The sequence below is a fragment of the Brevundimonas sp. S1H14 genome (assembly GCF_047716865.1).
GTDB lineage: Bacteria > Pseudomonadota > Alphaproteobacteria > Caulobacterales > Caulobacteraceae > Brevundimonas > Brevundimonas naejangsanensis.
Genome location: NZ_CP136679.1, coordinates 2,564,422 through 2,586,874, shown reverse-complemented (window position 1 = coordinate 2,586,874; position 22,453 = coordinate 2,564,422). Strand labels below are relative to the sequence as shown.

Here is a 22,453-nt window from a genome sequence, read left to right as displayed (position 1 = left end):
GGATCACCAGCGCTTGACGAGCTGGAGGGAGACCTGGCGTCCGAGCGCATTGGTATTGGCGCCGTCGAAACCAAGACCGTTGGGGGAGTCGTAGAAGGGCGGCGTCGCATTGGAGAGGTTCAGCACATTGAGGCTGAGCGAAAGATCTTCCCCCCAACCCGCCGCGAAATCGTATCGCACCTGACCGTCGAAGGTGGTCCAGTCGTCGATCCCGCGATTGGTCAACGGGTCGGTGCCGCCGCTGACATAATTCGCGGCCAGTCCCAGAGTGACCGGACCGCGGATCCACTGCGTTCCGGCACGCCCCCGCCATCTGGCCGGGAAGTTCGGATCCCCGAGCAGGCGCTCGGTGGGGGAGGCCGCGGTGATCTGCCGATTATTGGTCAACAGATGGGTGATGGTCGTGTCGATCATCGCCTGACCGGCGGCGAGATCGAACTGGTAGCGCGCGGACAAGTCCAGTCCCTCGACTTCGACGCTCGCCGCATTGACGAAACGATTGTCCACGATGACGCCGTAGGAGGTCGCCGGGAAGACCGTCGGATTGAAGTTGCCGGGGTGGTCCAGAAGCGACTGGACCAGGGCTCGGTCATCCGAAGACGTGGTCGGGGTGACATAGCGAACGAAGGGGGCCAGTGCCGGGTCGTTCAGCGCGTTGACGAGGTTCTGAAGAACCGGATTGCCGATGCGGTCGTTAAACTGCGTGCGGAACCAGCTCCCTTCGAGGCGGAGACCGTCGTAGGCGGCCGGCGTCCAGACGAAGCCCGCTGTGATCGACTCGGCGGTTTCCGGTCTGAGGTCGGGGTTTCCGCCGTACTGGATGAGGGTCAGGACGTTGCCGCCGCCGCGGTTCAGGAACGACGGGCCGATCTGATAGGCGCTCTGCAACTCCCTGAGGGATGGCGCGCGAAAAGACGTCCCCCAGGAGGCTCGCAACACCAGATCGGGTGTCGGGCCGTAGAGCACGCCGAGCTTGGGATTGCGCGTCCTCCCCACACCCTCGTGGTCTTCCACTCTCCCCGCCAGCGACAGTTCCAGCCGTTCCAGGCCGGGGCGGGCGTTCGCTGAGCCGAAAATCGGAACGCGCACTTCGGCGAAAGCAGAGGAAACGTCTCGTTCGAATGAGATCGGGGCGGTCACGCGTGGAGCGGTTCCGGACAGAAAACTCTCGCCACCCGACTCGAACCGCTCGGCGCGGAAGTCCAGGCCAAACGCAGCCTGCAACGGACCACCGGGCAGCTCGAAGACGGTCCCATCCGTCTTGACGTTGAAGGACGACACCGTGCTGACGTAGTCGGTATCGGTGTAGCCCGAGCCGATGTGCGCCAGGATCGTGGCGGAGTTCGCGGCCGGGCCGCCAAACGGGTTGAAGAAGCCGTCCGTCGCTGTCCTGAATGTCGTGGTCGGTAGATCCGCTCGTGCGCCCAGTGCTTCCTGCAGGAAGGTTGTCTGCACACGATTGGACAGACGCCGGTCGGTGGTCTCCTGTGCGCCGCTGGCATAGGCGGAGACATTCCAGCCGAGCAGTTCGCCCGATACACCGATCGCACCGCCGACGCTCTCGGAGCTCCCTTCGGACACGCCCGGTCCCAGATCGTTGACCCACGAGAAGGCGATGTCATGGGAGGTCGAGCCGTTCGGCGACACGAAGTAGGGATTGGCGGCGGTGACGGTGAAGGTCCCCGCGTCCGCGCTGGTCTTCAGGAAGAAGTCTCGCTCGGTGTATCGGACATCGCCGTCCAGACTGAACCCGGCCGGGAGGTTCTGCCTCGCCGCCAGAAAGACGCTCTGACGCTTCTGATCCGGCAGGAACCACTGACCTTCGAGTTGATTCGTCCTGTTGATCCGCCCGGCTAGGAATTCGCCGGGCGCGAGACCAATGCCATTCTGGCCGGAAGGGATCGCGAAGAGCGGAATGTAGGTCGCGGTGGCGGCGTCGAGGCGGACGATGTTTCCGGGTGAAGCCGTGAGGAGCCGGCGATCTGTTCCTCCAAACCGGCGCAGGTCGGCGTCCGCGGTAGCGTCGCGGTCTGCCCCCTGGAGCTCGCTGCGATCGTGATACTCGTAGGCGGCGACGATGCTGCCGCTTCCCCAGCTTAGACCTCCACCATGGGAGAAGAGGAACTCCTCGGAGCCGCCGTCGCTCGTTCCGCCGACGCGGACCCGGGTCTCTGCGCCTTCGAAACGAGACCTGAGAATGATATTGACCACGCCGCCGACCGCGTCCGCGCCATAGAGGGCTGAGGCGCCGTCGAGCAGGACATCGGCCCGCGAAATGGCGCTGGACGGGATGTTGGAGATGTCCGCGAAGTCCCCGGCGCTGCCCGTTCCGGCGACCCGTCGCCCGTTGACCAGCACCAGAGTCGCGTCGGCCCCGAGGCCACGGAGATTGACGCCGGTCGCGGATCCGATGTTGCGTCCAGAGCGGTCGGCCCCGGTATTGGCGGAGCCTTCGTAGGCCGCGCCGGTGAAGTTCTGCGGCATCGCCGCCAAGGTCTCCGCGACGGTCGCCCGGCCTTGTCGCGCGACGTCAGCTTGAGTGATGACGGTCACCGGGGACGGGCTATCGGCGCCGCGCAGATAGGTGCCGGTGACGACGACCTCGTCGAGCTCGACCGCCTCGACCCCGGACACTTCGGCGCGGGCCGAGGGATCGACGAGGACGAACACGGTCGGGCGGCTCTGGCGATAGGTCAGTCCGGAATCGCGAAGGAGCAGCGTGAGCGCCACCTCTGACGTCAGGTCGCCGTTGACGGCGGGCGACTGCCGCCCCGCCACGAGCGCGCTGGGATAGAGAATCTGCAGCCCGCTCTGGCGAGCGAACTCAGGAAGGCTGCGGTCCAGCGGGCCAGCCGCGATCTCGAAGCGGCGCGCGACATCGCTCGACTGTGCGATGACCGGCGTGGCGACGCCTATCATCAGTGCGGCAAGCGCGGTTGACGTGAATCCTTGGCCCATGACCATCCCCCGTTTTTCTACCCGCGGATGTGCGGGGCGGGGAGGAGACGTTGGGTCGCGGGGTTTCCTCTAAGTCGGGTACGGATAAATTTTCAGGCGGGGCCTCTGAGGACGATGCGGCCATCCTCGGCCTTGGTGGCCTGGAGGGCGTAAAGGTCACTCAGTGCGGCCACGAAGCCGTCGATGTCCCCGGCATTGAAAACTCCGCTGACCTGCACCGAGGAAATCCGGTTGTCGCGGAGCTCTATCGGCTCGCGGCTGTAGCGGTTCACCTCCGCCACGGCCTCGGCGATGGGCGTGTTCTCGAACGTCAGCCGCCCGCTGGTCCAACTGGTGGAGGCCGGTACGTTGGCCGTGGCGATCGTCGGGCGGGGCGCCGAGGTCGTGACCTCCTGACCGGGCGATAAGGCCCAGCGGCCGTCCGCCGCGGCATCTCGTCTAACGTCGACCCGACCCTCGACGAGAATGACGCGGGCGCCTGTCCCCGATCGGCGCACGTCGAACCGGGTACCGATCGCCGTCACCCGGGTGTCTCCGGCGTCCACGATGAAGGGTCGAGCCGGATCACCCTCGACGTCAAACATCGCCTGGCCGTTGTTGAGCGTCACCGAGCGACGCCCCCCGGTAAACCGCACCGCGACCTCGGAGCCGGTGTCCAGGATGATGCGCGATCCGTCTTCAAGCTGGATCGTGCGTTGCTCGCCGACCGCGATCGCGTAGCGCGTCGGCTGCTGCGACATCCACAGGACGCCGCCCGCACCCAGCGCCAGGGTCAGCGCGCCGACGACCCCGATCGGGATCAGACGGCCCGTCGCCAGCTTCGGCTTCCGGGCGGGCTTGGCCGCCGCTGCAGCGTCCCGCGTCAGGTTGGCCATATCGGGATTTTTCGCCAGGGTCCCGGCGGCCTCCCACATCGCCTCGACGCGGCTGAATGCGCGCGCGTTCTCAGGATCGCGACGCCAGTCGCTGAAACCTCTCACATCCGCAGTCGTGACCGTGCGCTGGTTGAGCCGCGCGAACCAGTCAGCCGCTTCCTTCCGTCTCGTGTCGACGTTACCCTCGATCGTCATCCGTCTTGCCTAAAGGTCCAGCCGAGACGCGCAGTATTCGATCGCCCTGGCCATTCGCCATTGCACCGTCTGCACACTGATCTCGAGCGTCCGGGCGATCTCTGGATAAGTCATACCGCCAAAGCGGTTGAGAACGAAGACGTTCCGGTAGAGCGGAGGCATCGAATGGATGACCTGCGATAGAAGAAGCTCGTCGAACTGGGTGGCGGCCTCGCCTTGCGGAGGCGCTTCAGCCTCGTTCTGCTGCGGCTGGCGCGACTGTCGCCGGCGCTCGTCCCGCAGAAGGTTCATGGCGATCCGCAGAAGGAAGGCCTTTGGATGCCGGATGTCCGCCAGGGCGTAGGGCGCGGCGCGGATGTAGGTCTCCTGAACCACGTCGGCGGCGTCGTCCGGCCCGATGCGCGACCGCAGCCGACGGCTCAGCCAGGGGGCGTATTGCCGGTAGAGGCGGTTCAAGCCGTCCCGTCCATCCACGCCGAGCTGTTTCGCCTCTGTCACAATGCCTCTCCGGCCTATCTGCGAGAGGTCCGGAATCCCGGCGCGGCCGCGCGGGCGGGCGCACACACGCAAGCGCATGGCTCCGGAGCCGTCGGCAACCGACATCCGCGATATGCGCGGGGCCGTCGATGATCAGATATCGCACAGGGGATTCCAAGCCCCACCAGCGCAGGCGCCAGCAGACCAACCATGAATCAAAGGCGGCGGGCGCGCAAGTCGGGCCCGTGCGAAGCCGTCCGAACTCCCGTTCCGCAAAATTCTTGCGGACAGCCCGCAATTCACTGTCGTTGCCTGAAATGCCGGTTCCCGCGCAACGTGCATCAAACACGTCAAGGAGCCCCCATGGACTGCGCACCCTCGTCCGAACCTGCCCCCTTCACGCCGTTGAGCGCTCGTGAAGCCGAATGCCTGCTCTGGGTCAGTCGCGGCAAAAGCTCCGTCGATATCGGCCAGATCGTCGGACTCTCTCATCGGACGGTCGACAGCTATCTGGAGAAGACCTGCGCCAAGCTGAAGGTCCGCACCCGGATCGAGGCCGTCGCCGTCGCCGTACGGGCGGGCATCATCGATCCCGAGGACGATTGAGGCGTCCTCGCACAGGCCGGACCGGGGGGAGGGGGCGGGTCTGGAACTTCTGTGCAGAAGCCGGAGGTTTCGGCGCCGGTCGCCGCCGACGCATGCGTCCCCTGGCTCCAGGCCGGCGCCTCTCCGCTCCGGGACCCGCCAACACGACCATGGCCGGAAGCGACCGTCCTGTCGAGGCCGGGCCGGCGTCGGTCCAGGGCCCCCGGCGCGGCCCAGGACGAGGGGAGGTCGGCTCCCTCGCGTAGTTCTACAGGTGTGCTGTGCGACGCGATGCGGCCGCAGCTTCGGTTTGGGGAAGGGGAGCCCGTGGAGACGATCGTTATCCTGCTGCGGTTCGGTCAATACGCCGCCGCCGCGCTGCTGTTCGGCGTCCCGGTCTTCTACGCCCTGCGCATGCCGGTATCCGCGCTGTCGGTTGCCTTATGGCCGCGCGCGCTGCTGGCCGGAACCGCCGCCTTCATGGCGATGGCGGCGCTTGCGGCATTGGTGGCCCAGACCGCCATGATGGCGGGCTCGCTTACGGAGGCTCTCAGGGCGGAGGCCTTGTCCTATGTCGCCCTGGATACCGGCCTGGGGCTCGCAATTCTGGTCCGCGCGGGGGGGGCGGCCCTGCTGTCGGCCCTGTTTCTCATCGTCCGGCCGACGCGCGGCGGCTGGAGTCTGCTGGCGGCGGTCGGCGCGGTCGTCGTGGCCACCCTGGCCTGGCTGGGGCATGGGGCGGCGACCGAAGGTCCCGGGCGCTGGCTTCACCTCGTCGCGGATATCGTTCACGTCCTCGCGGCGGCCCTGTGGCTGGGAGCCCTGGCGGCGTTCTGGCTCATGCTGTCGCGCAGGTCGGCCCGCGCCACCGATGCAGCCATGTTCCATCAGGCGCTGAAAGGGTTTTCCGGCCTCGGCACGCTGGCTGTGGGTCTTCTCACGGCTTCGGGTCTCGTCAACACCACCTTCACAGTCGGAATGGCCAATCTGCGTCTGGCGCCGGACACCGCTTATGGACAACTGCTGATCGTCAAGCTGGTCCTGTTCGGTCTGATGTTGGTCCTGGCCGCATCCAACCGTTTCGCCCTGACGCCGGCGCTGGGTCGGTCCCTGCAAACGGTCGACGCGCGCATGGCGTCCCTGGGACGTCTGAAGCGCAGCGTCATTCTGGAGAGCGTGGTCGGCGCGGCGCTTGTGGCGGTCGTGGCGATCCTCGGCATTCAGCCTCCACCGGGTTCGGGGTTCTGAAGGAGTAGGATCTCGCCGGGCTCCCGCCCGTCGCGGTATCCGTGATGCGGAGGGTGTCAGGGCGCGATGTCGCGCGTAAGGTCGCAAGGCGGGCGGATTTCAAGGGGATTGGCGCGGCGCCGCGTAAATCAGTGGCGAGGGGCGTGGAAAGGCAAGGCAAATGGACGATCTGGATCGACTGTTGCGTATGGACGGCGGCGGGGCCTCGCTGGAGGACCTGGAAGGACAGGTCTGGCGACGCGTGCGAAGTCTTGAGACCAGCCGGGCCGGCGGACGGCTGCGCGGCGTCGCCGTGGCGCTTGCGCTCGGCCTGGGGCTCGTCAACGGCGGCGTCGGCGCCAGTCTGGCGCACGCGGAGCCCTCGGAGATGGCGGTGTTCGGCATGGGGGCGGCATCGCCTCTCGCGCGGCTGGAGGGCCGGTGATGTCGATGGGCTGGAAGTCGGTCGCCATCACCGTGGTCCTGGCGCTGATTGCCAGCGGCGCGGGGGCCTGGGGCGGCGCGACCTGGGTTCTGAAGCGGGAGGCGCCGCCGTCCCTGCATGCGATCGTTCACCGCGATCTGGCGCTCGACGCCGATCAGCGCGTCCGCATAGAAGCCATAGAGACGCGCTTCGCGCCCCGGCGCGTCGAGCTCGAGGCGCGCGTCCAGGCCGCCAACCGGGAACTGGCGGCCGCCATTTCCGCCAGCGATGGCGATGCGAGCGTCGTGCAGCCGGCCGTCGATCATTTCCATGACGCCATGGGCGAGCTGCAGCAGGCGACCATCGCGCACATCTTCGAGATGAGGACGGTGATGACGCCGGCCCAGGCGGACCGGTTCGACGAGAAGCTGGTCGCCGCGCTTCTCGCCGAGGGCGCGTGAGCCTCGGTGACCCCTGAGAGCCTCGAAACCCGCGCCGCCACCGGCGATCCGGAAGCATTCGGGCGTCTCATGCAGACGACAAAGGACGACCTTTACCGCTTCGTGCGCCGCTATGTTGGCGATGCTGAAGAGGCCTACGACCTGATCCAGGACGCCTATGCGGCGGCGTGGCTGGCGATTCGGCGCTACGATCCCTCACGCCCCTTCGCGGCCTGGCTGCGGACCATCGCCATCAACAAATGCCGGGACTGGAGCCGACGCCGTCAGGTTCGGCGTTGGCTGGTGAACGCCACGCCGCTCGATGGCCTCGAGGCCATGCGGGTCGAGGGAAAGGACCCGGCGCCGGACGATCAGGTCGCGGCGCAAGCGCTCCTGCGGGCGCTGGACCGCGCGGTCGTCGACCTGCCGACGAAGCTGAAGGAGCCGCTTCTGCTGACGACGATGGAGGACCTCAGTCAGGCTGAGGTCGCGGCGATTTTGGGCGTTTCGGTCAAGACGGTGGAAACCCGGGTGGCGAGGGCGCGGCGGTCGCTCGCAAACACCCTGGCCCCGCTTCGGGAGGCCTGAGCGCGGGCGCGCGCGTCGGGGCGGCAGGGTCCGATAGCGGATGTGAGAGCTGCGGCGCCCTGTCGCGAGGGGGAGCGCCGTCCCGTGCGTAAATCCCTGAGAAGGCCCGCGCGGCGGGCACACCCTGGCGGAGTAGAGCATGAGGCTTCATCGACGAGCCCTTTTCGGCGGCGCAGCGGGCGCCGCGGGTCTGTGGGCGGCGCAGGGGTTGCTCCCCGCATGGGCCCAGACGGGCTCGCGCGGACTGGCGCCCGCCTTGCCTACTGTGGAGGGGCCCGAAGTTCGTCTGAGCGTCGGACACTCGCCGTTCACCGTCGGCGGCCGGACCGGCCATGCCGTCACGGTCAACGGGACCCTTCCGGCGCCTCTGGTGCGCCTTCGCGAAGGGCAGAACGTTCGTCTCATGGTGACCAACACCCTGGATGAAGATACGTCCATCCATTGGCACGGCCTCCTCCTGCCGTTCCAGATGGACGGCGTGCCGGGTATCAGTTTCCCCGGGATCCGCCCTCGGGAAACCTTCGTCTACGAATTCCCGGTGATCCAGTCGGGGACCTACTGGTACCATTCGCACTCCGGCCTTCAGGAAGCGATGGGTCACTACGGGCCTCTGATCATCGATCCCGCCGGCGGCGACCCGGTCGCCTATGACCGCGAACATGTGCTGGTCCTGTCGGACTGGAGCTTCATGCACCCGCACGAGATTCTGGAGAAGCTGAAGAAGAGTCCCGGCTACTTCAACCAGCAACGCACCACGCTTTCGGGTCTGCTGTCGGGAGCGGATGGCGTGAGCCTCGCGGACCGCAGGATGTGGGGCTCCATGCGAATGGACCCCAGAGACATCTCCGATGTGACCGGAACAACCTATACCTATCTGGTCAACGGCCATGGCCCGCAGGAGAACTGGACCGGCCTGTTCCAACCTGGCGAGCGGGTCCGCCTTCGCGTCATCAACGCTTCGGCCATGACCATCTTCAACGTCCGCATTCCAGGGCTGGCCATGACCGTGGTCAATGCCGACGGCGAGAATGTGCGGCCGGTCGAGACCGACGAGTTCCAGATCTCCGTGGCTGAAACCTATGATGTCATCGTCCAGCCGACCGAGGATCGCGCCTACACCATCGTCTCCGAGGCGGTGGATCGCTCTGGCATGGGGCGTGCGACCCTGGCGCCCAGGATGGGCATGACGGCGGAGGTTCCGCCGCTACGGCAGGTCCCGACCCTGACCATGCGCGACATGGGCATGGGGGGCATGGCCGGAATGGATCATGGCGGGATGGCCGGGATGGACCACAGCGGGATGGACATGAGTGGGATGGACCATTCCGCCATGGCGCCGGGCGCACAGGCCGCGCCCATGGATCACGGCGGCATGAGCCATGACATGCGCAACCCGGACAACGCGCCGGCCAACATGGCGGTCGGCGTCGGGGTGGACATGGTCGCGCCCTCGCCGGCCAACCGGCTGGGCGAACGCCCCATGGGGCTCGAGAATGAACCACACCGAGTGCTGGTCTACACCGACCTGGTGTCGTTGACGCCGAACAAGGACCAGCGCCCCCCGGCGCGTGCGATGGAGATCCACCTGACGGGCAACATGGAGCGGTTTATGTGGGGCTTCGACGGTCGCAAGTTCTCAGAACTGGTCGAGCCCATCCGCTTCGAGCGCGACGAGCGCGTCCGGGTGACCCTGGTGAACGACACCATGATGTCCCACCCGATTCACCTGCATGGCCACTTCTTCGAACTGGTGACGGGCGGTCCGGACGGGCACCAGCCGCTGAAGCACACCGTCAATGTGGCGCCCGGTTCCAAGGTCACCTTCGACCTGACCGCCGATGCGCCAGGAGACTGGGCCTTCCACTGCCACATGCTGATGCACATGCATGCCGGCATGTTCAACGTCGTCACCGTGCGGCCCCTCGATGGAGACGCCGCATGATCCGGCTCGCGATCTGCCTTCTGCCGCTGATGGCCGCCGCCGGAACCGCGACGGCCCAGGACCACGGCCAGCATCGTCCCGCGCAGGCGCCGGCCCGGGCATCGGCCCCGACACCCGTTCAGACATCCGGTCCGACCACCGCGCCGTCCGCAGACGATCCGCACGCCGGCCATGACATGGGGCGCGGCATGCCTCCGTCGTCGCAATCGCCCGACGTCGATCCGCACGCGGGTCACGACATGGGAACGACGCCCGTGCAGGCGGAGGATCCGCATGCGGGCCATGACATGGGTTCGGGCCAGGACCCTGCCGATCCCTATGCCGGCCATGACATGGGCGCGATGCCGTCGCAGCCCGGCGATCCGCACGCGGGTCATGACATGAGCGGAATGGGCGCCATGGGGCCGCCGGACGTGCCGACCAGCGCGAACGACGCCGGCCGTCCTCCTGTCCCGCCGCCGCCGCCCGCAGCGCTGTCTGGCCCGCGACATGCGGCAGACGCCATCTTCGGCGAAGCCGCGATGGCGAGCGCCCGGGAGATCCTCGTGCGGGAGAACGGCGACATGCGCACCACGGCCGTTATCATCGACCGGCTCGAGGCGGGCTTCGGTGACGGGGCGGACACCTGGGTCTGGGACGTGGGCGGCTGGTCCGGCGGGGACATCAACCGGTTCTGGTGGAAGTCAGAGGGCGGCGGCGACTTCGATGGTCAGGTCGAAGGGGAGGTGCAGGCGCTGTACAGCCGCGCCTTCGCGCCGTTCTGGGACGTTCAGGCCGGCGTGCGCCAGGATTTCGGCGAGGACGGAGCGGACAGGACCCATCTGGTGCTCGGCGTGCAGGGATTGGCGCCCTACTGGTTCGAGGTCGACGGCGCCGCCTTTCTCTCCACGGAGGGCGACCTGACCGCGCGGCTCGAGGCTGAGTACGACCAGCGCATCACCCAGAAGCTGATCCTGCAGCCGCGTCTGGAGATCGAGGCTTCGGCCTCGGATATCCCGGAGCTGAGGCTGGCGTCGGGCCTGACCCATGTCTCGGCCGGGATGCGCCTTCGCTATGAGTTCAAAAAGGAATTCGCCCCCTATGTCGGGGTCGAATGGAGCAGCGATCTGGGCGGCACCGCCGACCTGACTCGCGCTCTGGGCGGGGAGCCCGAGCACACCCGGGTCGTCGTCGGTGTGCGTGCGTGGTTCTAAGGAGATAAAAGACATGCGCAAATCCATCCTGCTCGCCGCTGCTGCGGCCGCACTCGTCGCCTCGCCGGCTCTGGCCCAGCAACAGGGTCACGCCGGCCATGGCGCCCACGCTCCGGCCGCCGGGGCCCAGGCCCAGACCGGCGTGGTCACCGCCCCGTCGGACGGCGCGATGCTGAACGGGTCTCCGGAGCGGTTTTCGGCGACCTTCCCGCATCCCATGACCTTGCGGACCGTCACGATCACGCCGCAGGGGCGACCGGCGATCCAGGCCCCCGTAGCCGCGGCGGCCGCCACCACCCGTGTGTCGACGGCCCTGCCGCGTCTCGCGCCGGGTAACTACACTCTCGCCTGGACCGCCCAGGGCGCCGATGGACACAGCATGAGCGGAACAGTCCGCTTCATGGTCCACTGACCGCCGGGGCGAGCGATGACGCCGGACGCCCCGGCGTCATCGCCGCTGTTCGAAACCTTTCCCGAGTGGAGACTGCCTTGATGCGCGCCCCTTTCACCGTCGCCGCCCTGAGCGTGGCGATCCTTTCAGTCTCGGCCGTCACCGCCGAGGCCCACGCCCGCCTGATGCGATCCGATCCCGCCGCAAACGCCGTAGTCGCCGCGCCGCGCGCGATCTCACTAACCTTCAGCGAGCGGGTGGCTCCGGCCTTCTCCGGGTTCGATCTGACGAACGCCGCAGGGGAGGTGATCCCGGTGCGCACGCGCGTGTCGGAGGACGGCAAGACCGTCTCGGGCGCGCCCGGGCGCACGCTGGGGGCGGGCGCCTACACCATCAACTGGCGCATCGCGTCCTCGGACGGTCACCGGATGACCGGCGCCGTCGCCTTTACGGTTCGCTGAGCCGGCCGCGCGCCCGACGCGGCTTCGCGCCGCGGCGGGCGCGCCACTGTATCAGATCCCGTTCCAGCCGGATCCAGAGCAGGACGACGCCGGACAGAACCACTACGAGAGAGAGGCCGCTGGCGACGATGAGCAGCGGGTGATTGAAGTTCTCGCCCGTCTTGAAATCCAGGATGTGCAGGCGCCAGAAGAAGTCGTAGAGCCGCCAGATTCCGGACCGGCGCGTGACAACCTCTCCGGTGTCTGGCGAGACATAGAAGCGGGTTCTTTCGCGGTCTTCGAACTCGACCCGCCAAAGCGGACCTTCTCGGCCGGTCTCGGCGCTGGCGTCGTCCAGACGTCTGGCGGCGCCGGCCCTGGCCTCGCCGCGATAGAGCGTCGCCGCCAGTCGGCGGGCTTCGTCCGCCTCCAGCGGCGCGAAGGGTCGGCCCGTGCGAGCCTCCAGAATGACCGGCGCGCCTGCGGGAAGCGTCAGCACCCAGGCCTGACCGCGGGGGGTCGACTTCAGTTCGGCTCGCGTCGGTGTCAGCCTGCGCTCGGCGACGATCTCATCAAGCGCCCGCACACGGGTCAGGTCCAGCGCCTGGGGCGGTGCGGTCCGGACCCTGTGCTCGCCGCGGACGGTCTCGATCGGAATAGCGGTCATGACCAGACCGCCGCCGACCCAGAACAGGATCTGCAGTCCTACCAGGAGCGCGATCCATTTGTGAAGCTGGGTGGAAAGACGCAGCAGTTTCATTCGGTGGGAACGGCGAAGGCCGTCGTCGTGCAGGTGTCGCCGAGCAAGATCGATTCCCCTTTTGGAGACGCGGTCTCAGGACGGCGCCGCGCCTCACTCTAGCGTGGAGCAGGGCGGCGGCAACCCGCGGACCCGCCGCCGGCCAGGATGATCAGGCGGAGCCTAGCGACGAAGGTTTGTGCGGGCCAGTTCGACCACCTCGTCGCCGCGGCCGTTGATGATCGCCTTGAGCATGTAGAGGCTGAAGCCCTTGGCCTGTTCGAGCTGGATTTTCGGCGGCATCACCAGTTCCTGCCTGGCCGTCACCACATCGACCAGCGCCGGGCCGGGGTGGGCGAAGGCTTCCCTGAGCGCGGCATCGACGTCGTCCGACGCCTCTACACGCACGCCCTTCACCCCCATGGCGCGAGCCATGGCGGCGAAGTCCGGGTTCTCCAGATCGGTGCCGGTGTCCAGATAGCCGCCGGCCTTCATCTCCATGGCCACGAAGCCCAGGGAACTGTTGTTGTAGATGACCACCTTTACCGGCAGGTCCAGCTGGGACAGGGTGATGAAATCCCCCATCATCATGGTGAAGCCGCCGTCTCCGGACAGGGAGACCACCTGACGTCCGGGCGCCGCCGCCTGGGCGCCGATACCCTGAAGCATGGCGTTGGCCATGGAGCCATGGTTGAAGGAGCCGAGCAGGCGTCGCTGTCCATTCATGGTCAGATAGCGCGCCGCCCAGACGGTCGGGGTGCCGACATCGGCGGTGAAGATGGCGTCGCCGGCGGCGATCTCGTCGATGCGGCGGGTCAGATACTGGGGATGGATCGGGCGTCCCCGGGCGGACGGGGTCGCAAGGTCGTCGAGCGCCTGACGCGCAGAGGCGTAGTGCTTCAGGGCCCGGTCGAGGAAGTCGCGGTCAGGTCTCGCCTTCAGCCGGGGCAGGAGCGCCGTGAGCGTCTCGCCGACGTCGCCGACGAGACCCAGTGTGAGGGGCGCTCGCCGGCCCAGGGCGCCCGGATCGCGATCAACCTGAAGGATTCGCGCCTCCTTCGGATAGAAGGCGCGATACGGGAAATCGGAGCCGAGCATCAGGACGGTGTCGCTGGACATCAGGGCGTGATAGCCGGACGAGAAGCCGATCAGACCGGTCATGCCCACGTCGAAGGGGTTGTCCCATTCGACGTGCTCCTTGCCGCGCAAGGCGTGGACGATCGGCGCTTTCAGCCGATCGGCCAGTTCGACCAGGGCGTCATGATGACCGGCGCAGCCGCTGCCTGCCAGAATGGTGACGGCCTGGCCTTCGTCCAGCAGGGCGGCCAGGCGATCCATCTCGTCCTCGGGGGGTAGGATCCGGGGCGGGCGAGGGGCCGTATAGCGGGGCGTCGCGGATACCGGCGAGGGGGCCAGCGCCACATCGCCCGGCAGCACGAGAACGGCGACGCCCTTCTGTCCGATCGCCACGTTCAGGGCGCGGTGAAGCATTTCGGGAAGCTGGGCCGGATTCGAAATCAGTTCGACGAAATCCGCGCACTCCCGGAACAGCTCCTGGGGATGGGTCTCCTGAAAATAATTCAGGCCGATCTCGGAGGAAGGAATGTGGGCGGCGATGGCGAGCACCGGCACATGGTTGCGTTTGCAATCGAACAGGCCGTTGATCAGGTGCAGGTTTCCAGGGCCGCAACTGCCGGCGCAGACGGCCAGTTCCCCGGTGATCGCCGCTTCCGCTCCTGCGGCGAAGGCGGCGGTTTCCTCATGGCGCACCGACATCCAGTCGATCCGGCCCATGCGGCGGAGGCTGTCATTCAGTCCGTTCAGACTGTCGCCGGTCACGCCCCATATGCGGGTCACGCCCGCGTCGGCGAGGGTTTCGGCGATCAGGTCGGCGACGGTTCCGGTCATTTCGAACTCCTCTGGCTGGCGATCCTGGCCAAACCTTGTGACGATCCCGCGACCGGATCGGACGGGGGGCTTACGCCGCCTCCCGGAAGGCGGGATCTCTTCACTTGCGGAGGAGATCCTGCCCGATCCGGCTCAGGCGACAGGTGTGGAAGGGTAGCCGGCTTCGGCGAGCGCGGCCTGGACCTGGGCTTCGTCAGAAACGGTGTCGACCGTGACCTCGCGCCGCTCGGTGGAGGTGTCCACGCGGGCTTCGGGGTCCAGGGCCAGGATGGCTTTCGTGACGCCGCTGGCGCAGCCTCCGCAGGCCATTTTCGGAATGCTGAGATGGATCATGGCGATCTCCTTGGGTTTGCAGGAAAGCCACGATCCGGCTTCCAACAGTGGCAAGGTCAAGCCGCCGCAGGAGTGATAATTCCGGACTTGACCTTGCCACTGTTGGAAGGGCCATCCTGCCTGCGGAGGACGGGTCCGCCGAGGCGTTCCTGGGCGCGGCGCCAGGATCGGTCCATCCGCTCACTGAAGGGAGGCTTCGATGCCCAAAGGGTCCGACATTCTGGTCCGCGCACTCGAGAACGAGGGCGTCGAACGCATCTTCGGTGTGCCTGGCGAAGAGAATCTCGACCTGGTCGAGTCGCTGCGGAACTCGAAGATCGAACTGGTGCTGACACGGCATGAGCAGGCCGCCGCCTTCATGGCCGCCACCTACGGTCGGTTGACCGGCAAGCCCGGAGTGTGTCTGGCGACCCTCGGGCCGGGCGCCCTGAATTTCTCGACCGGCGCCGCCTACGCCCACCTGGGCGCCATGCCGATGATCATGATCACCGGCCAGAAGGCGATCATGACGGCGAAACAGGCGCGCTTCCAGATCGTGGACGTGATCGCCTCCATGCGTCCCCTGACCAAGATGACCCGGCAGATCCTCAGCGCCGCGAGCATTCCGGCCGTGGTCCGCGACGCCTTCCGCGTGGCCATGGAAGAGCGACCCGGCCCGGTCCATCTGGAGCTTCCCGAGGACGTGGCCGCCGAAACGGCCGACGTCGCGCCGATTCCCGTCCATCCCCTGGATCGGCCCGTCGCGACCGAAGCGGCCCTGGACCGCGCCGCCGAGATGGTTCTGGCGGCGCAGCGTCCGCTGGTCATGGTCGGGGCGGGCGGCAACCGCCCGCGTCTGGTCGAGCCCCTGTCCGCCTTCATCCGTGAAACCGGGCTCCCGTTCTTCAACACCCAGATGGGCAAGGGCGCCGTCGATGGCGGGTCCAACCTCTACATGGGCACGGCGGCCCTGTCGGAGGGCGACTACGTGCACGAGGCGGCCGCCCAGGCCGATCTGATCATCGCCATCGGACACGACACGGTGGAGAAGCCGCCCTTCCTCATGCGTGACGCCGGTGGACCGAAGGTGCTGCACATCGGCGTCCAGTCGGCGACCGTGGAACAGGTCTACCATCCGGACGCGGAGGTCATCGGCGATATCGGGGCGACGGCCTCGGGGCTGGCGCGTCGGCTGTCGAGACGTCTGGGGCGGCAGTCGCATATGCTGGAGATGCGTCAGACGATCCTGTCGAGGATCGCCGACCGGGCGGACGAGGATCGTTTCCCGGTCACGCCACAGCGCCTGGTGCGCGATGTCCGCGCTGTCATGCCGGAAGACGGGATCGTCTGTCTGGACAACGGCATGTACAAGATCTGGTTCGCCCGGAACTATCGCACCCATGTGGCCAACACCCTCCTGCTCGACAATGCGCTGGCGACCATGGGGGCGGGTCTGCCATCGGCGATGATGGCGGCGATGTTGCATCCCGACCGGCGGGTCATGGCGGTGTGCGGCGACGGCGGGTTCATGATGAACTCCCAGGAGATGGAGACGGCCGTCCGCCTGGGCCTCAATCTCGTCGTCCTGGTCCTCAACGACGGGGCCTATGGCATGATCCGCTGGAAGCAGGCGGTTGATCAGTTTCCGGATTTCGGCATGACCTTCGGAAATCCGGACTTCGTGCGCTACGCCGAGGCCTACGGCGCCAGGGGCTCCCGCGTGACGGCGGCGGCGGATCTTGGCCCTGTGCTCGAGGCTGCGTTCGCCGGCGGCGGCGTTCACCTGGTGGACTGCGCCATCGACTACTCCGAGAACACCCGGGTGCTGGTCGACGAGTTGAAGACCCGGGCGTCGGCGATCGACCTGTCCTGAGCGTGCCAGAGAACGTCATGCTGCAAATCGTACAACCCTACGACCAGACCCCCATCGCCGGGATCGAGACCGACGACGCGGCGGCGCTGGAGCGAAAGTTGCGGACCGCGCGTGATCTCTTCGCGAACCGGGACCGGTGGCTGAAACCGCATGAGCGGGTGGCCGTCCTTCGGCGACTGGCCGAGCTGATGGAGGGGCGGCGGGAGCATTTCGCGATGCAGATCGCGCGCGAGGGCGGAAAGCCGCTGGCCGATGCCCGGATCGAGGCCGTCCGCGCCATCGACGGGGTCCGCAACGCCGCCGACGAGCTCAGGACCTTCTCCGGTCGCGAGATCCCCATGGGCCTGTCGCCCGCATCGGACGGCCGCTGGGCCTTCACGACCCGGGAGCCGATCGGGGTCGTGGCCGCGATCTCGGCCTTCAACCATCCCCTGAACCTCATCGTTCACCAGATCGTTCCCGCCATCGCCGCAGGCTGTCCGGTCATCGTGAAACCGGCCGAGGCGACGCCCCTGTCCTGCCTGGACCTTGTCGCCCTCGTCCGGGAGGCGGGCCTGCCGGAGGCCTGGTGCCAGACCCTGATCACAGCGGACACCGCGCTTGCCGAAAGGCTCGCCACCGACCCGCGCATCGCCTTTCTCAGCTTCATCGGCTCGGCCCGCGTGGGATGGTATCTGCATTCACGCTTGGCGCCCGGCGTGCGTTCCGCGCTGGAACACGGTGGCGCGGCGCCGGCCATCGTCGATCGCAGCGCGGATCTGGACGCCCTGATCGAGCCTGTCGTGAAAGGCGCCTTCTATCATGCCGGACAGGTCTGCGTGTCGACCCAGCGGCTCTATGTGCATGATGCGGTCTTCGATGTCGTGACGGAGCGGCTGGTCGCTCGTGTGGCGGCTTTGCGCACGGGCGATCCGACCCGGGAGGACACTGAGGTCGGCCCGCTGATCCGGGGGCGTGAGGCTGACAGGGTAGAGGCCTGGATCGGGGAGGCGGTCGCAGGCGGCGCCCGTCTGGCCATCGGCGGAGGTCGTCTGTCGTCGACGATCCTGGAGCCCACGGTGCTGCTCGACCCGCCCGCCGAGGCCCGGATCTCGCGCGAGGAGGTGTTCGGACCTGTGCTGGCCCTTTACCGCTACCAGAACCTCGATGATGCGATCGCCCGCGCCAACGCCCTGCCGACGGCCTTCCAGGCCAGTGTCTTCGCGGGAGACATCGATGTGGCGCTGCGGGCGGCGGATCGGCTGGACGCCTCGGCGGTCATGGTCAACGATCCGACGACATTCCGGACCGACTGGATGCCGTTCGCGGGGAGGCGGACCTCCGGCTACGGGACGGGCGGGATCGGCTACACCCTGCGGGACATGACGCAGGAGAAGATGGTCGTGCTCCGCCGGGGCTGAGACCCTGACGGGCGTTGCGGGCGAGGGCGGCCTTGACGGATGAGGCCGGAAGGATTGTCGATGCGGGCGCGCCCGCATCCAGATAGATCGGACACGAGAATGGCGTCGACGCAGCATGATGAGAGCGACGGGCACGACCACGGCGAGGTGGTGACGGGGGATAACGAGCGGCGTATCCGCTTCGTGCTGATCTTCACGGCCGGCTATGCCGCGGTCCAGGCCATCGGCGGGTGGATGTCCGGCTCTCTCGCCCTGATCGCGGATTCCGGTCACATGGTGTCGGACGCCGCCGCCCTTCTGCTGGCCCTGATCGCCTACCGGGTGGCGCGCCGCCCCGTCGACGGCGTTCGGACCTATGGTTATCACCGAGTGCGCGTGCTGGCGGCGCTGGCCAACGGCGCGTCCCTGCTGCTCCTTGTGGCCTGGATCATCTGGGAGGCGATCAACCGGATCAACCAGCCGGTCGAGGTTCTGGCCGGACCCATGCTGATCGTGGCGACCATTGGTCTGGCCGTAAATCTGATCGGCGCCTGGATCCTGTCGCGCGGTCGCAAGGGTGACAGCAACCTGCGCGGAGCCTTCCTGCACGTGGTCGGCGACCTGCTTGGATCTGTCGGGGCGATCGCGGCGGCGATCGGCATCATGCTGACCGGCTGGACCCTGCTGGACCCCCTTCTGTCGGTGCTGGTCGCGTTGCTGGTCGTGCGCTCGGCCTGGTCGCTGGTGAAGGAGTCGCTGCGCGTCCTGCTCCAGGCCGTGCCGCGCGGGCTCGACGCGCGGCAGGCCGAGGCGGATCTGGCGACCCTGCCGGAAATCGAGGAGGCCGGCCATTTCCATGCCTGGACCCTGACCGACGAAACCGTCGTGGCCACCGTCCATGTCACCCCTGCGCCAGGAACGGACCCGCTGGTCCTGCCGGCCCTGGTGGCGGCATGGCTGAAAACGCGCCATGCCATCGACCACGTCACTGTCCAGGTCGATGCGCCGGGGGCTCTGCGTCGCGCCGGACCGATCTGACCGCCTGTGCGGTCCTGATCGCCGTTTCGATTTTTCTCGTCGACCTCCTTGAAACCTGCAGGCGGCATCCAATCTTGTGACAAATAAAGCGTGATACGCGCATTCTATGTCATAGAAATGGATCGAACGTCATGAGCCTGTCTTCCCTGAGTCCCGGCGCCCCGACAGGGAGGTCTGGCCCGCCGATCAAGAAGAAATCCGTGGGGCTGGTCATCGCCCTGGCCTTCCTGGCCCTGGTGTTCGATGGTTATGACCTGGTGGTCTACGGGACGATCGTCGACTCCATCCTCGCCTACGAGAAATGGGGACTGACGACCGCCGAAACCGGTGCGATGAATAGCCTGGCGCTGCTCGGCATGGCGCTGGGTTCGCTGATGGTGGGGTATCTCACGGATCTGGTCGGGCGGCGCAGGGTGCTGATCGGCGCCGTGGCCTTTTTCTCCATCCTGATGCTCGCGACAGCCGCCGCGCCGACCCCCGAACTGTTCGGCCTGTTCCGCTTCCTGTCGGGCATCGGCCTGGGCGGCGTCATCCCGACCGCCGTGGCGACCACAGTCGAGTTCTCGCGGGCGGGTCGCAAGAATTTCAACAACGCCCTGATGTTCTCCGGCTACTCGTTCGGCGGGATTCTGGCGGCGCTGCTGGCCATCGGCTTCGTGGACGCCTTCGGCTTCCGCGGCATGCTGTCGATCGGCGGCCTGCCCCTGGTCACCATCGTGCCGTTGCTGATGCTCTATCTGCCCGAATCGCCGGCCTATCTGCGCGCCCGCGGCCGGGTCGAGGACGCCGACCGCATCGTGGAGGCCTACGGACTGGAGCCGCAGGCGGTGCCGGGCGCGGCGTCCCCGACAAGGAATGGGGTCAAACCGCGCAATCCGCTGCTGGCGATCTTCTCGGGCCGCTGGGCTGTCGTCACCGCTGTCTTCCTGCTGGCCGCGATCGCCGGACAGATACTGATCTATGGCCTCAACACCTGGATGCCCAAACTGCTGACCCTGGCGGGCTATTCCCTGACGTCGTCGCTGAGCTTCCTGCTCACTGTGAACGCCGGCGCCGTGATCGGTTCGCTGGTCGCTTCGCCCCTGGCGGACCGGTTTGGGGCCAGGCGCGTGGTCTCGGCTGCCTTCGCCATGGCCGGCGCGGCGCTGTTCGTCATGGCGCTTGGCTTCCTGTCGGGCGACGGACACGCCCTGGCCGTGATGTATCCGCTGGTGGCCCTCGTCGGCTTCGGTTCGATCGGCGCGCAAATCCTGTTGAACGGGTTCATCGCGACCTCCTACCCCGACGCCATGCGCGGCACGGCCCTGGGCACGATCCTGGCGGTCGGCCGCACGGGGGCTGCGGTCGCCATCGTCCTGGGCGGCGCGCTCATCGGCGCGGGCCTCTCGGACTTCGTCAACTTCGCGGTCTGGGTCGTTCCGGCCGTCCTCGGGGTGATCATGGTCATGAGCGTGCCCCGGTTGCGCGCCTGACGGGATGCCATGCGGACGTCCGCTTCGGCGGGCGTCCGCGGTGCGCCGGTCCTTAGGATGCGCGAAGGCCAGCCAGATAGGATAGCGCGGGCTTTTCCAGGACGCCGGCGAGACGCTGAAACAGGGCGAAGGCGTCCTGACCCGCCCAGCCCCGCGGCTGCAGGGGCAGGGGAAGGCGAGGGTCATGGCGGGGCAGGTGGAACCAGTCGCTCATGAGCAGGGTGCGCAGGCGAAAGGCTTCGCTCGGGGACGCGAGACGCCCGGTGAGAACGGGGCTCCACTCCGTCGTGAAGCCCCGATAGTGCCCGGCGATTTCATCGAGATCCCAGGCCCTCGTCACGAGGTCGCGGTCACGCTCGAGGCTTCCCGTCCGGCTGGTGAGGATGACCACCGAGAGATCGCCATCGCAGCACAGGTCGCAGCGGAGAGTGTCGCGCTCGTCACGGGGGCTGATCCAGGTCGTCGGGTTAAGTTGGCCGAACCCGCGATCGATGAGGCGCCGCTTGAGCTTTTCGCGCCGGGATCGGTCGCTTTCGGGAATCTGGTAGAGTACCGTGGTCCAGTCGCCCGACCAGGCCGCTGAAGGCGCTGTAAGGCTGCGATCCCGTTCGGCCTTCAGCCGACGCCGCATCTCGTCGGTCAACGTATACTCGACCTCGCGTCCGATCTTTTCCGTATGCAGGAGCCCCTCGCGCCGCATACGCGACAGGGTCGCCCGCACAGCGTCCGGGTTGATGTCGAACAGGCCGAGCAGGGCGATGAACTGCGCCAGCTTCAGTCCCCCGCCGAGGGCCTCCAGCGGATCCAGAACCGCCGTGACGATGTCTCGCGAATGCACGGATGCACGTCTCCTGACAGGCGTCTGGGCCGGCCGGATCCGGCGGGCCCTTCCCGTCGCCATGTTGGCGGGTGATCTTGCGTCTCGAGGCCCGGCGCCGCAAGCCCGCGTCGAGCCCGGACGGCGGTCGACGGTCCGGTAGCGGGCGCGCCCTTCGCAGTTGGCGACTGCATCCAATCTCAACAGCCGATCCTGCGGGACGACGGCGATGCCATGGAGACGAGAATGAAGACGGTTCAGGTGGGACAGGCCTCCTTCTCCAACAACCGGCCGATGGTGCTGATCGGCGGCGTGAACGTGCTGGAGAGCCGGGACCTGGCGATGACCGTCGCTGAGGCGATGAAGACGGAGACCGGGCGGCTGGGCATGCCGTTTGTCTTCAAGGGATCGTTCGACAAGGCCAACCGGTCGTCGAACCGGTCCTATCGCGGACCCGGCCTGGACGCGGGCCTGCGCATCCTCGAGGAGGTTCGCCGCGCGTTCGACGTCCCGGTGCTGACGGACGTTCATTGGCCGGAGCAGGCGGCTGCCGTCGCCGAGGTCTGCGACATTCTCCAGCTCCCGGCCTTCCTCGCGCGCCAGACGGATCTGATCGCGGCGCTGGCGAGCACCGGCCGGGCCATCAACGTGAAGAAACCCCAGTTCATGAGCCCGCACCAGATCGCCCATGTGGTCGAGAAGTTCAAAGACTTCGGGGCCCCGGATGTCATCCTGTGCGAGCGAGGCAGTTCCTTCGGCTATGACAATCTCGTCGTGGATATGCTCGGTTTCGGTGTGATGAAGACCGTGAGCGACGGCGCGCCGATCGTGTTTGACGCCACCCATGCCCTGCAGACGCGCGATCCCGGCGCCGCCCGATCGGGAGGGCGGCGCGGACAGGTGCTGGAGCTCGCCCGTTCAGGCCTCGCCCTGGGCCTGGCCGGGCTGTTTCTGGAAGCCCACCCGGACCCGGATCAGGCGCTGTGCGACGGGCCCAGCGCCCTGCCGCTGGACAGACTGGCCGTCATGCTCGAGCAGGTGAAGGCGGTAGATGATCTGGTGAAGAGCTTCGCGCCGGTCGATCTGGGCGGATGACGAGATGCAAGCCGGCCTGCGAGGGCGCCCCCGAGCGGTTGACAGATAACATATGAATACGTATTCATATGTTATCTGTTCTCCA

Annotated in this window: 21 protein-coding genes; 14 read left to right on the top strand and 7 right to left on the bottom strand. The window is 67.4% G+C overall.

The features are described 5' to 3' along the window. Window positions 1–3: 3 nt before the first annotated feature. The 3 genes from RSD66_RS12535 to RSD66_RS12525 all read right to left on the bottom strand — a co-directional run bounded on the left by RSD66_RS12535 (window position 4) and on the right by RSD66_RS12525 (window position 4,631). A complete protein-coding gene (locus RSD66_RS12535; protein ID WP_017504260.1) occupies window positions 4–2,964 on the bottom strand; it encodes a TonB-dependent receptor in 2,961 nt (986 codons plus the stop codon). Window positions 2,965–3,050: 86 nt separating this feature from the next. After that, window positions 3,051–4,028, bottom strand: coding sequence for a FecR domain-containing protein (locus tag RSD66_RS12530; protein ID WP_017504259.1), 978 nt, complete (start codon window positions 4,026–4,028; stop codon window positions 3,051–3,053). 9 nt (window positions 4,029–4,037) lie between these two features. Beyond that, entirely contained in the window at window positions 4,038–4,631 is a 594-nt protein-coding gene (locus RSD66_RS12525; RefSeq protein ID WP_017504258.1) for an RNA polymerase sigma factor, read from the bottom strand. 237 nt (window positions 4,632–4,868) lie between these two features. Between RSD66_RS12525 and RSD66_RS12520 the strand changes: the two genes are divergently transcribed. The 9 genes from RSD66_RS12520 (at window position 4,869) to copC (ending at window position 11,756) form a co-directional block, all read left to right on the top strand. Next, window positions 4,869–5,111 (top strand): helix-turn-helix transcriptional regulator, encoded by a 243-nt coding sequence (locus RSD66_RS12520; RefSeq protein ID WP_155965845.1) that lies wholly within the window; start codon window positions 4,869–4,871, stop codon window positions 5,109–5,111. A gap of 306 nt (window positions 5,112–5,417) precedes the next feature. Continuing rightward, a complete protein-coding gene (copD, locus tag RSD66_RS12515; protein ID WP_315026663.1) occupies window positions 5,418–6,338 on the top strand; it encodes a copper homeostasis membrane protein CopD in 921 nt (306 codons plus the stop codon). 160 nt (window positions 6,339–6,498) lie between these two features. Next, window positions 6,499–6,762: a hypothetical protein gene (locus tag RSD66_RS12510; protein ID WP_017504254.1), complete on the top strand. Its 264-nt coding sequence runs from the start codon at window positions 6,499–6,501 to the stop codon at window positions 6,760–6,762. Beyond that, window positions 6,762–7,202: a Spy/CpxP family protein refolding chaperone gene (locus tag RSD66_RS12505; protein WP_017504253.1), complete on the top strand. Its 441-nt coding sequence runs from the start codon at window positions 6,762–6,764 to the stop codon at window positions 7,200–7,202. Before RSD66_RS12510 ends, RSD66_RS12505 begins: the two co-directional genes overlap by 1 nt. Window positions 7,203–7,208: 6 nt before the next feature. Beyond that, entirely contained in the window at window positions 7,209–7,769 is a 561-nt protein-coding gene (locus RSD66_RS12500) for an RNA polymerase sigma factor (protein WP_026108283.1), read from the top strand. A 139-nt stretch (window positions 7,770–7,908) separates the two neighbouring features. Continuing rightward, entirely contained in the window at window positions 7,909–9,711 is a 1,803-nt protein-coding gene (locus tag RSD66_RS12495) for a copper resistance system multicopper oxidase (protein ID WP_026108282.1), read from the top strand. Then, window positions 9,708–10,904: a copper resistance protein B gene (locus RSD66_RS12490; RefSeq protein WP_017504250.1), complete on the top strand. Its 1,197-nt coding sequence runs from the start codon at window positions 9,708–9,710 to the stop codon at window positions 10,902–10,904. The genes RSD66_RS12495 and RSD66_RS12490 overlap by 4 nt, the downstream gene beginning before the upstream one ends. 13 nt (window positions 10,905–10,917) lie before the next feature. Next, window positions 10,918–11,316, top strand: a complete 399-nt coding sequence (locus tag RSD66_RS12485; RefSeq protein ID WP_017504249.1) for a copper resistance CopC family protein — start codon at window positions 10,918–10,920, stop codon at window positions 11,314–11,316. A gap of 80 nt (window positions 11,317–11,396) precedes the next feature. Continuing rightward, window positions 11,397–11,756 carry a copper homeostasis periplasmic binding protein CopC gene (copC, locus tag RSD66_RS12480; RefSeq protein WP_017504248.1) on the top strand — a complete coding sequence of 120 codons (360 nt, stop codon included), beginning with the start codon at window positions 11,397–11,399 and terminating at the stop codon, window positions 11,754–11,756. Here the strand turns inward: copC and RSD66_RS12475 are convergent. From RSD66_RS12475 to RSD66_RS12465, 3 genes are all read right to left on the bottom strand, one after another. Next, window positions 11,743–12,495 (bottom strand): PepSY domain-containing protein, encoded by a 753-nt coding sequence (locus RSD66_RS12475; RefSeq protein ID WP_017504247.1) that lies wholly within the window; start codon window positions 12,493–12,495, stop codon window positions 11,743–11,745. The genes copC and RSD66_RS12475 overlap by 14 nt on opposite strands. 162 nt (window positions 12,496–12,657) lie before the next feature. After that, window positions 12,658–14,382 carry a ubiquinone-dependent pyruvate dehydrogenase gene (gene poxB / locus RSD66_RS12470; protein WP_017504246.1) on the bottom strand — a complete coding sequence of 575 codons (1,725 nt, stop codon included), beginning with the start codon at window positions 14,380–14,382 and terminating at the stop codon, window positions 12,658–12,660. A gap of 132 nt (window positions 14,383–14,514) precedes the next feature. After that, window positions 14,515–14,715, bottom strand: coding sequence for a heavy-metal-associated domain-containing protein (locus RSD66_RS12465; protein ID WP_026108281.1), 201 nt, complete (start codon window positions 14,713–14,715; stop codon window positions 14,515–14,517). A 199-nt stretch (window positions 14,716–14,914) separates the two neighbouring features. Between RSD66_RS12465 and RSD66_RS12460 the strand changes: the two genes are divergently transcribed. The 4 genes from RSD66_RS12460 to RSD66_RS12445 all read left to right on the top strand — a co-directional run bounded on the left by RSD66_RS12460 (window position 14,915) and on the right by RSD66_RS12445 (window position 20,456). Then, window positions 14,915–16,567, top strand: a complete 1,653-nt coding sequence (locus RSD66_RS12460; protein WP_017504244.1) for an acetolactate synthase large subunit — start codon at window positions 14,915–14,917, stop codon at window positions 16,565–16,567. A 17-nt stretch (window positions 16,568–16,584) separates the two neighbouring features. Then, window positions 16,585–17,967, top strand: coding sequence for an aldehyde dehydrogenase family protein (locus RSD66_RS12455; RefSeq protein ID WP_017504243.1), 1,383 nt, complete (start codon window positions 16,585–16,587; stop codon window positions 17,965–17,967). A gap of 99 nt (window positions 17,968–18,066) precedes the next feature. Further along, window positions 18,067–18,984 (top strand): cation diffusion facilitator family transporter, encoded by a 918-nt coding sequence (locus RSD66_RS12450; protein WP_017504242.1) that lies wholly within the window; start codon window positions 18,067–18,069, stop codon window positions 18,982–18,984. A 131-nt stretch (window positions 18,985–19,115) separates the two neighbouring features. Next, a complete protein-coding gene (locus RSD66_RS12445) occupies window positions 19,116–20,456 on the top strand; it encodes an MFS transporter (RefSeq protein ID WP_081600453.1) in 1,341 nt (446 codons plus the stop codon). 52 nt (window positions 20,457–20,508) lie between these two features. On the opposite strand, the gene RSD66_RS12440 is transcribed toward RSD66_RS12445, so the two are convergent. Further along, window positions 20,509–21,471 carry a PaaX family transcriptional regulator C-terminal domain-containing protein gene (locus RSD66_RS12440; RefSeq protein ID WP_315024425.1) on the bottom strand — a complete coding sequence of 321 codons (963 nt, stop codon included), beginning with the start codon at window positions 21,469–21,471 and terminating at the stop codon, window positions 20,509–20,511. Window positions 21,472–21,519: 48 nt separating this feature from the next. On the opposite strand from RSD66_RS12440, the gene kdsA reads away from it, so the two are divergent. Further along, window positions 21,520–22,368 (top strand): 3-deoxy-8-phosphooctulonate synthase, encoded by an 849-nt coding sequence (gene kdsA, locus RSD66_RS12435; RefSeq protein WP_017504238.1) that lies wholly within the window; start codon window positions 21,520–21,522, stop codon window positions 22,366–22,368. Window positions 22,369–22,453: the final 85 nt, after the last annotated feature.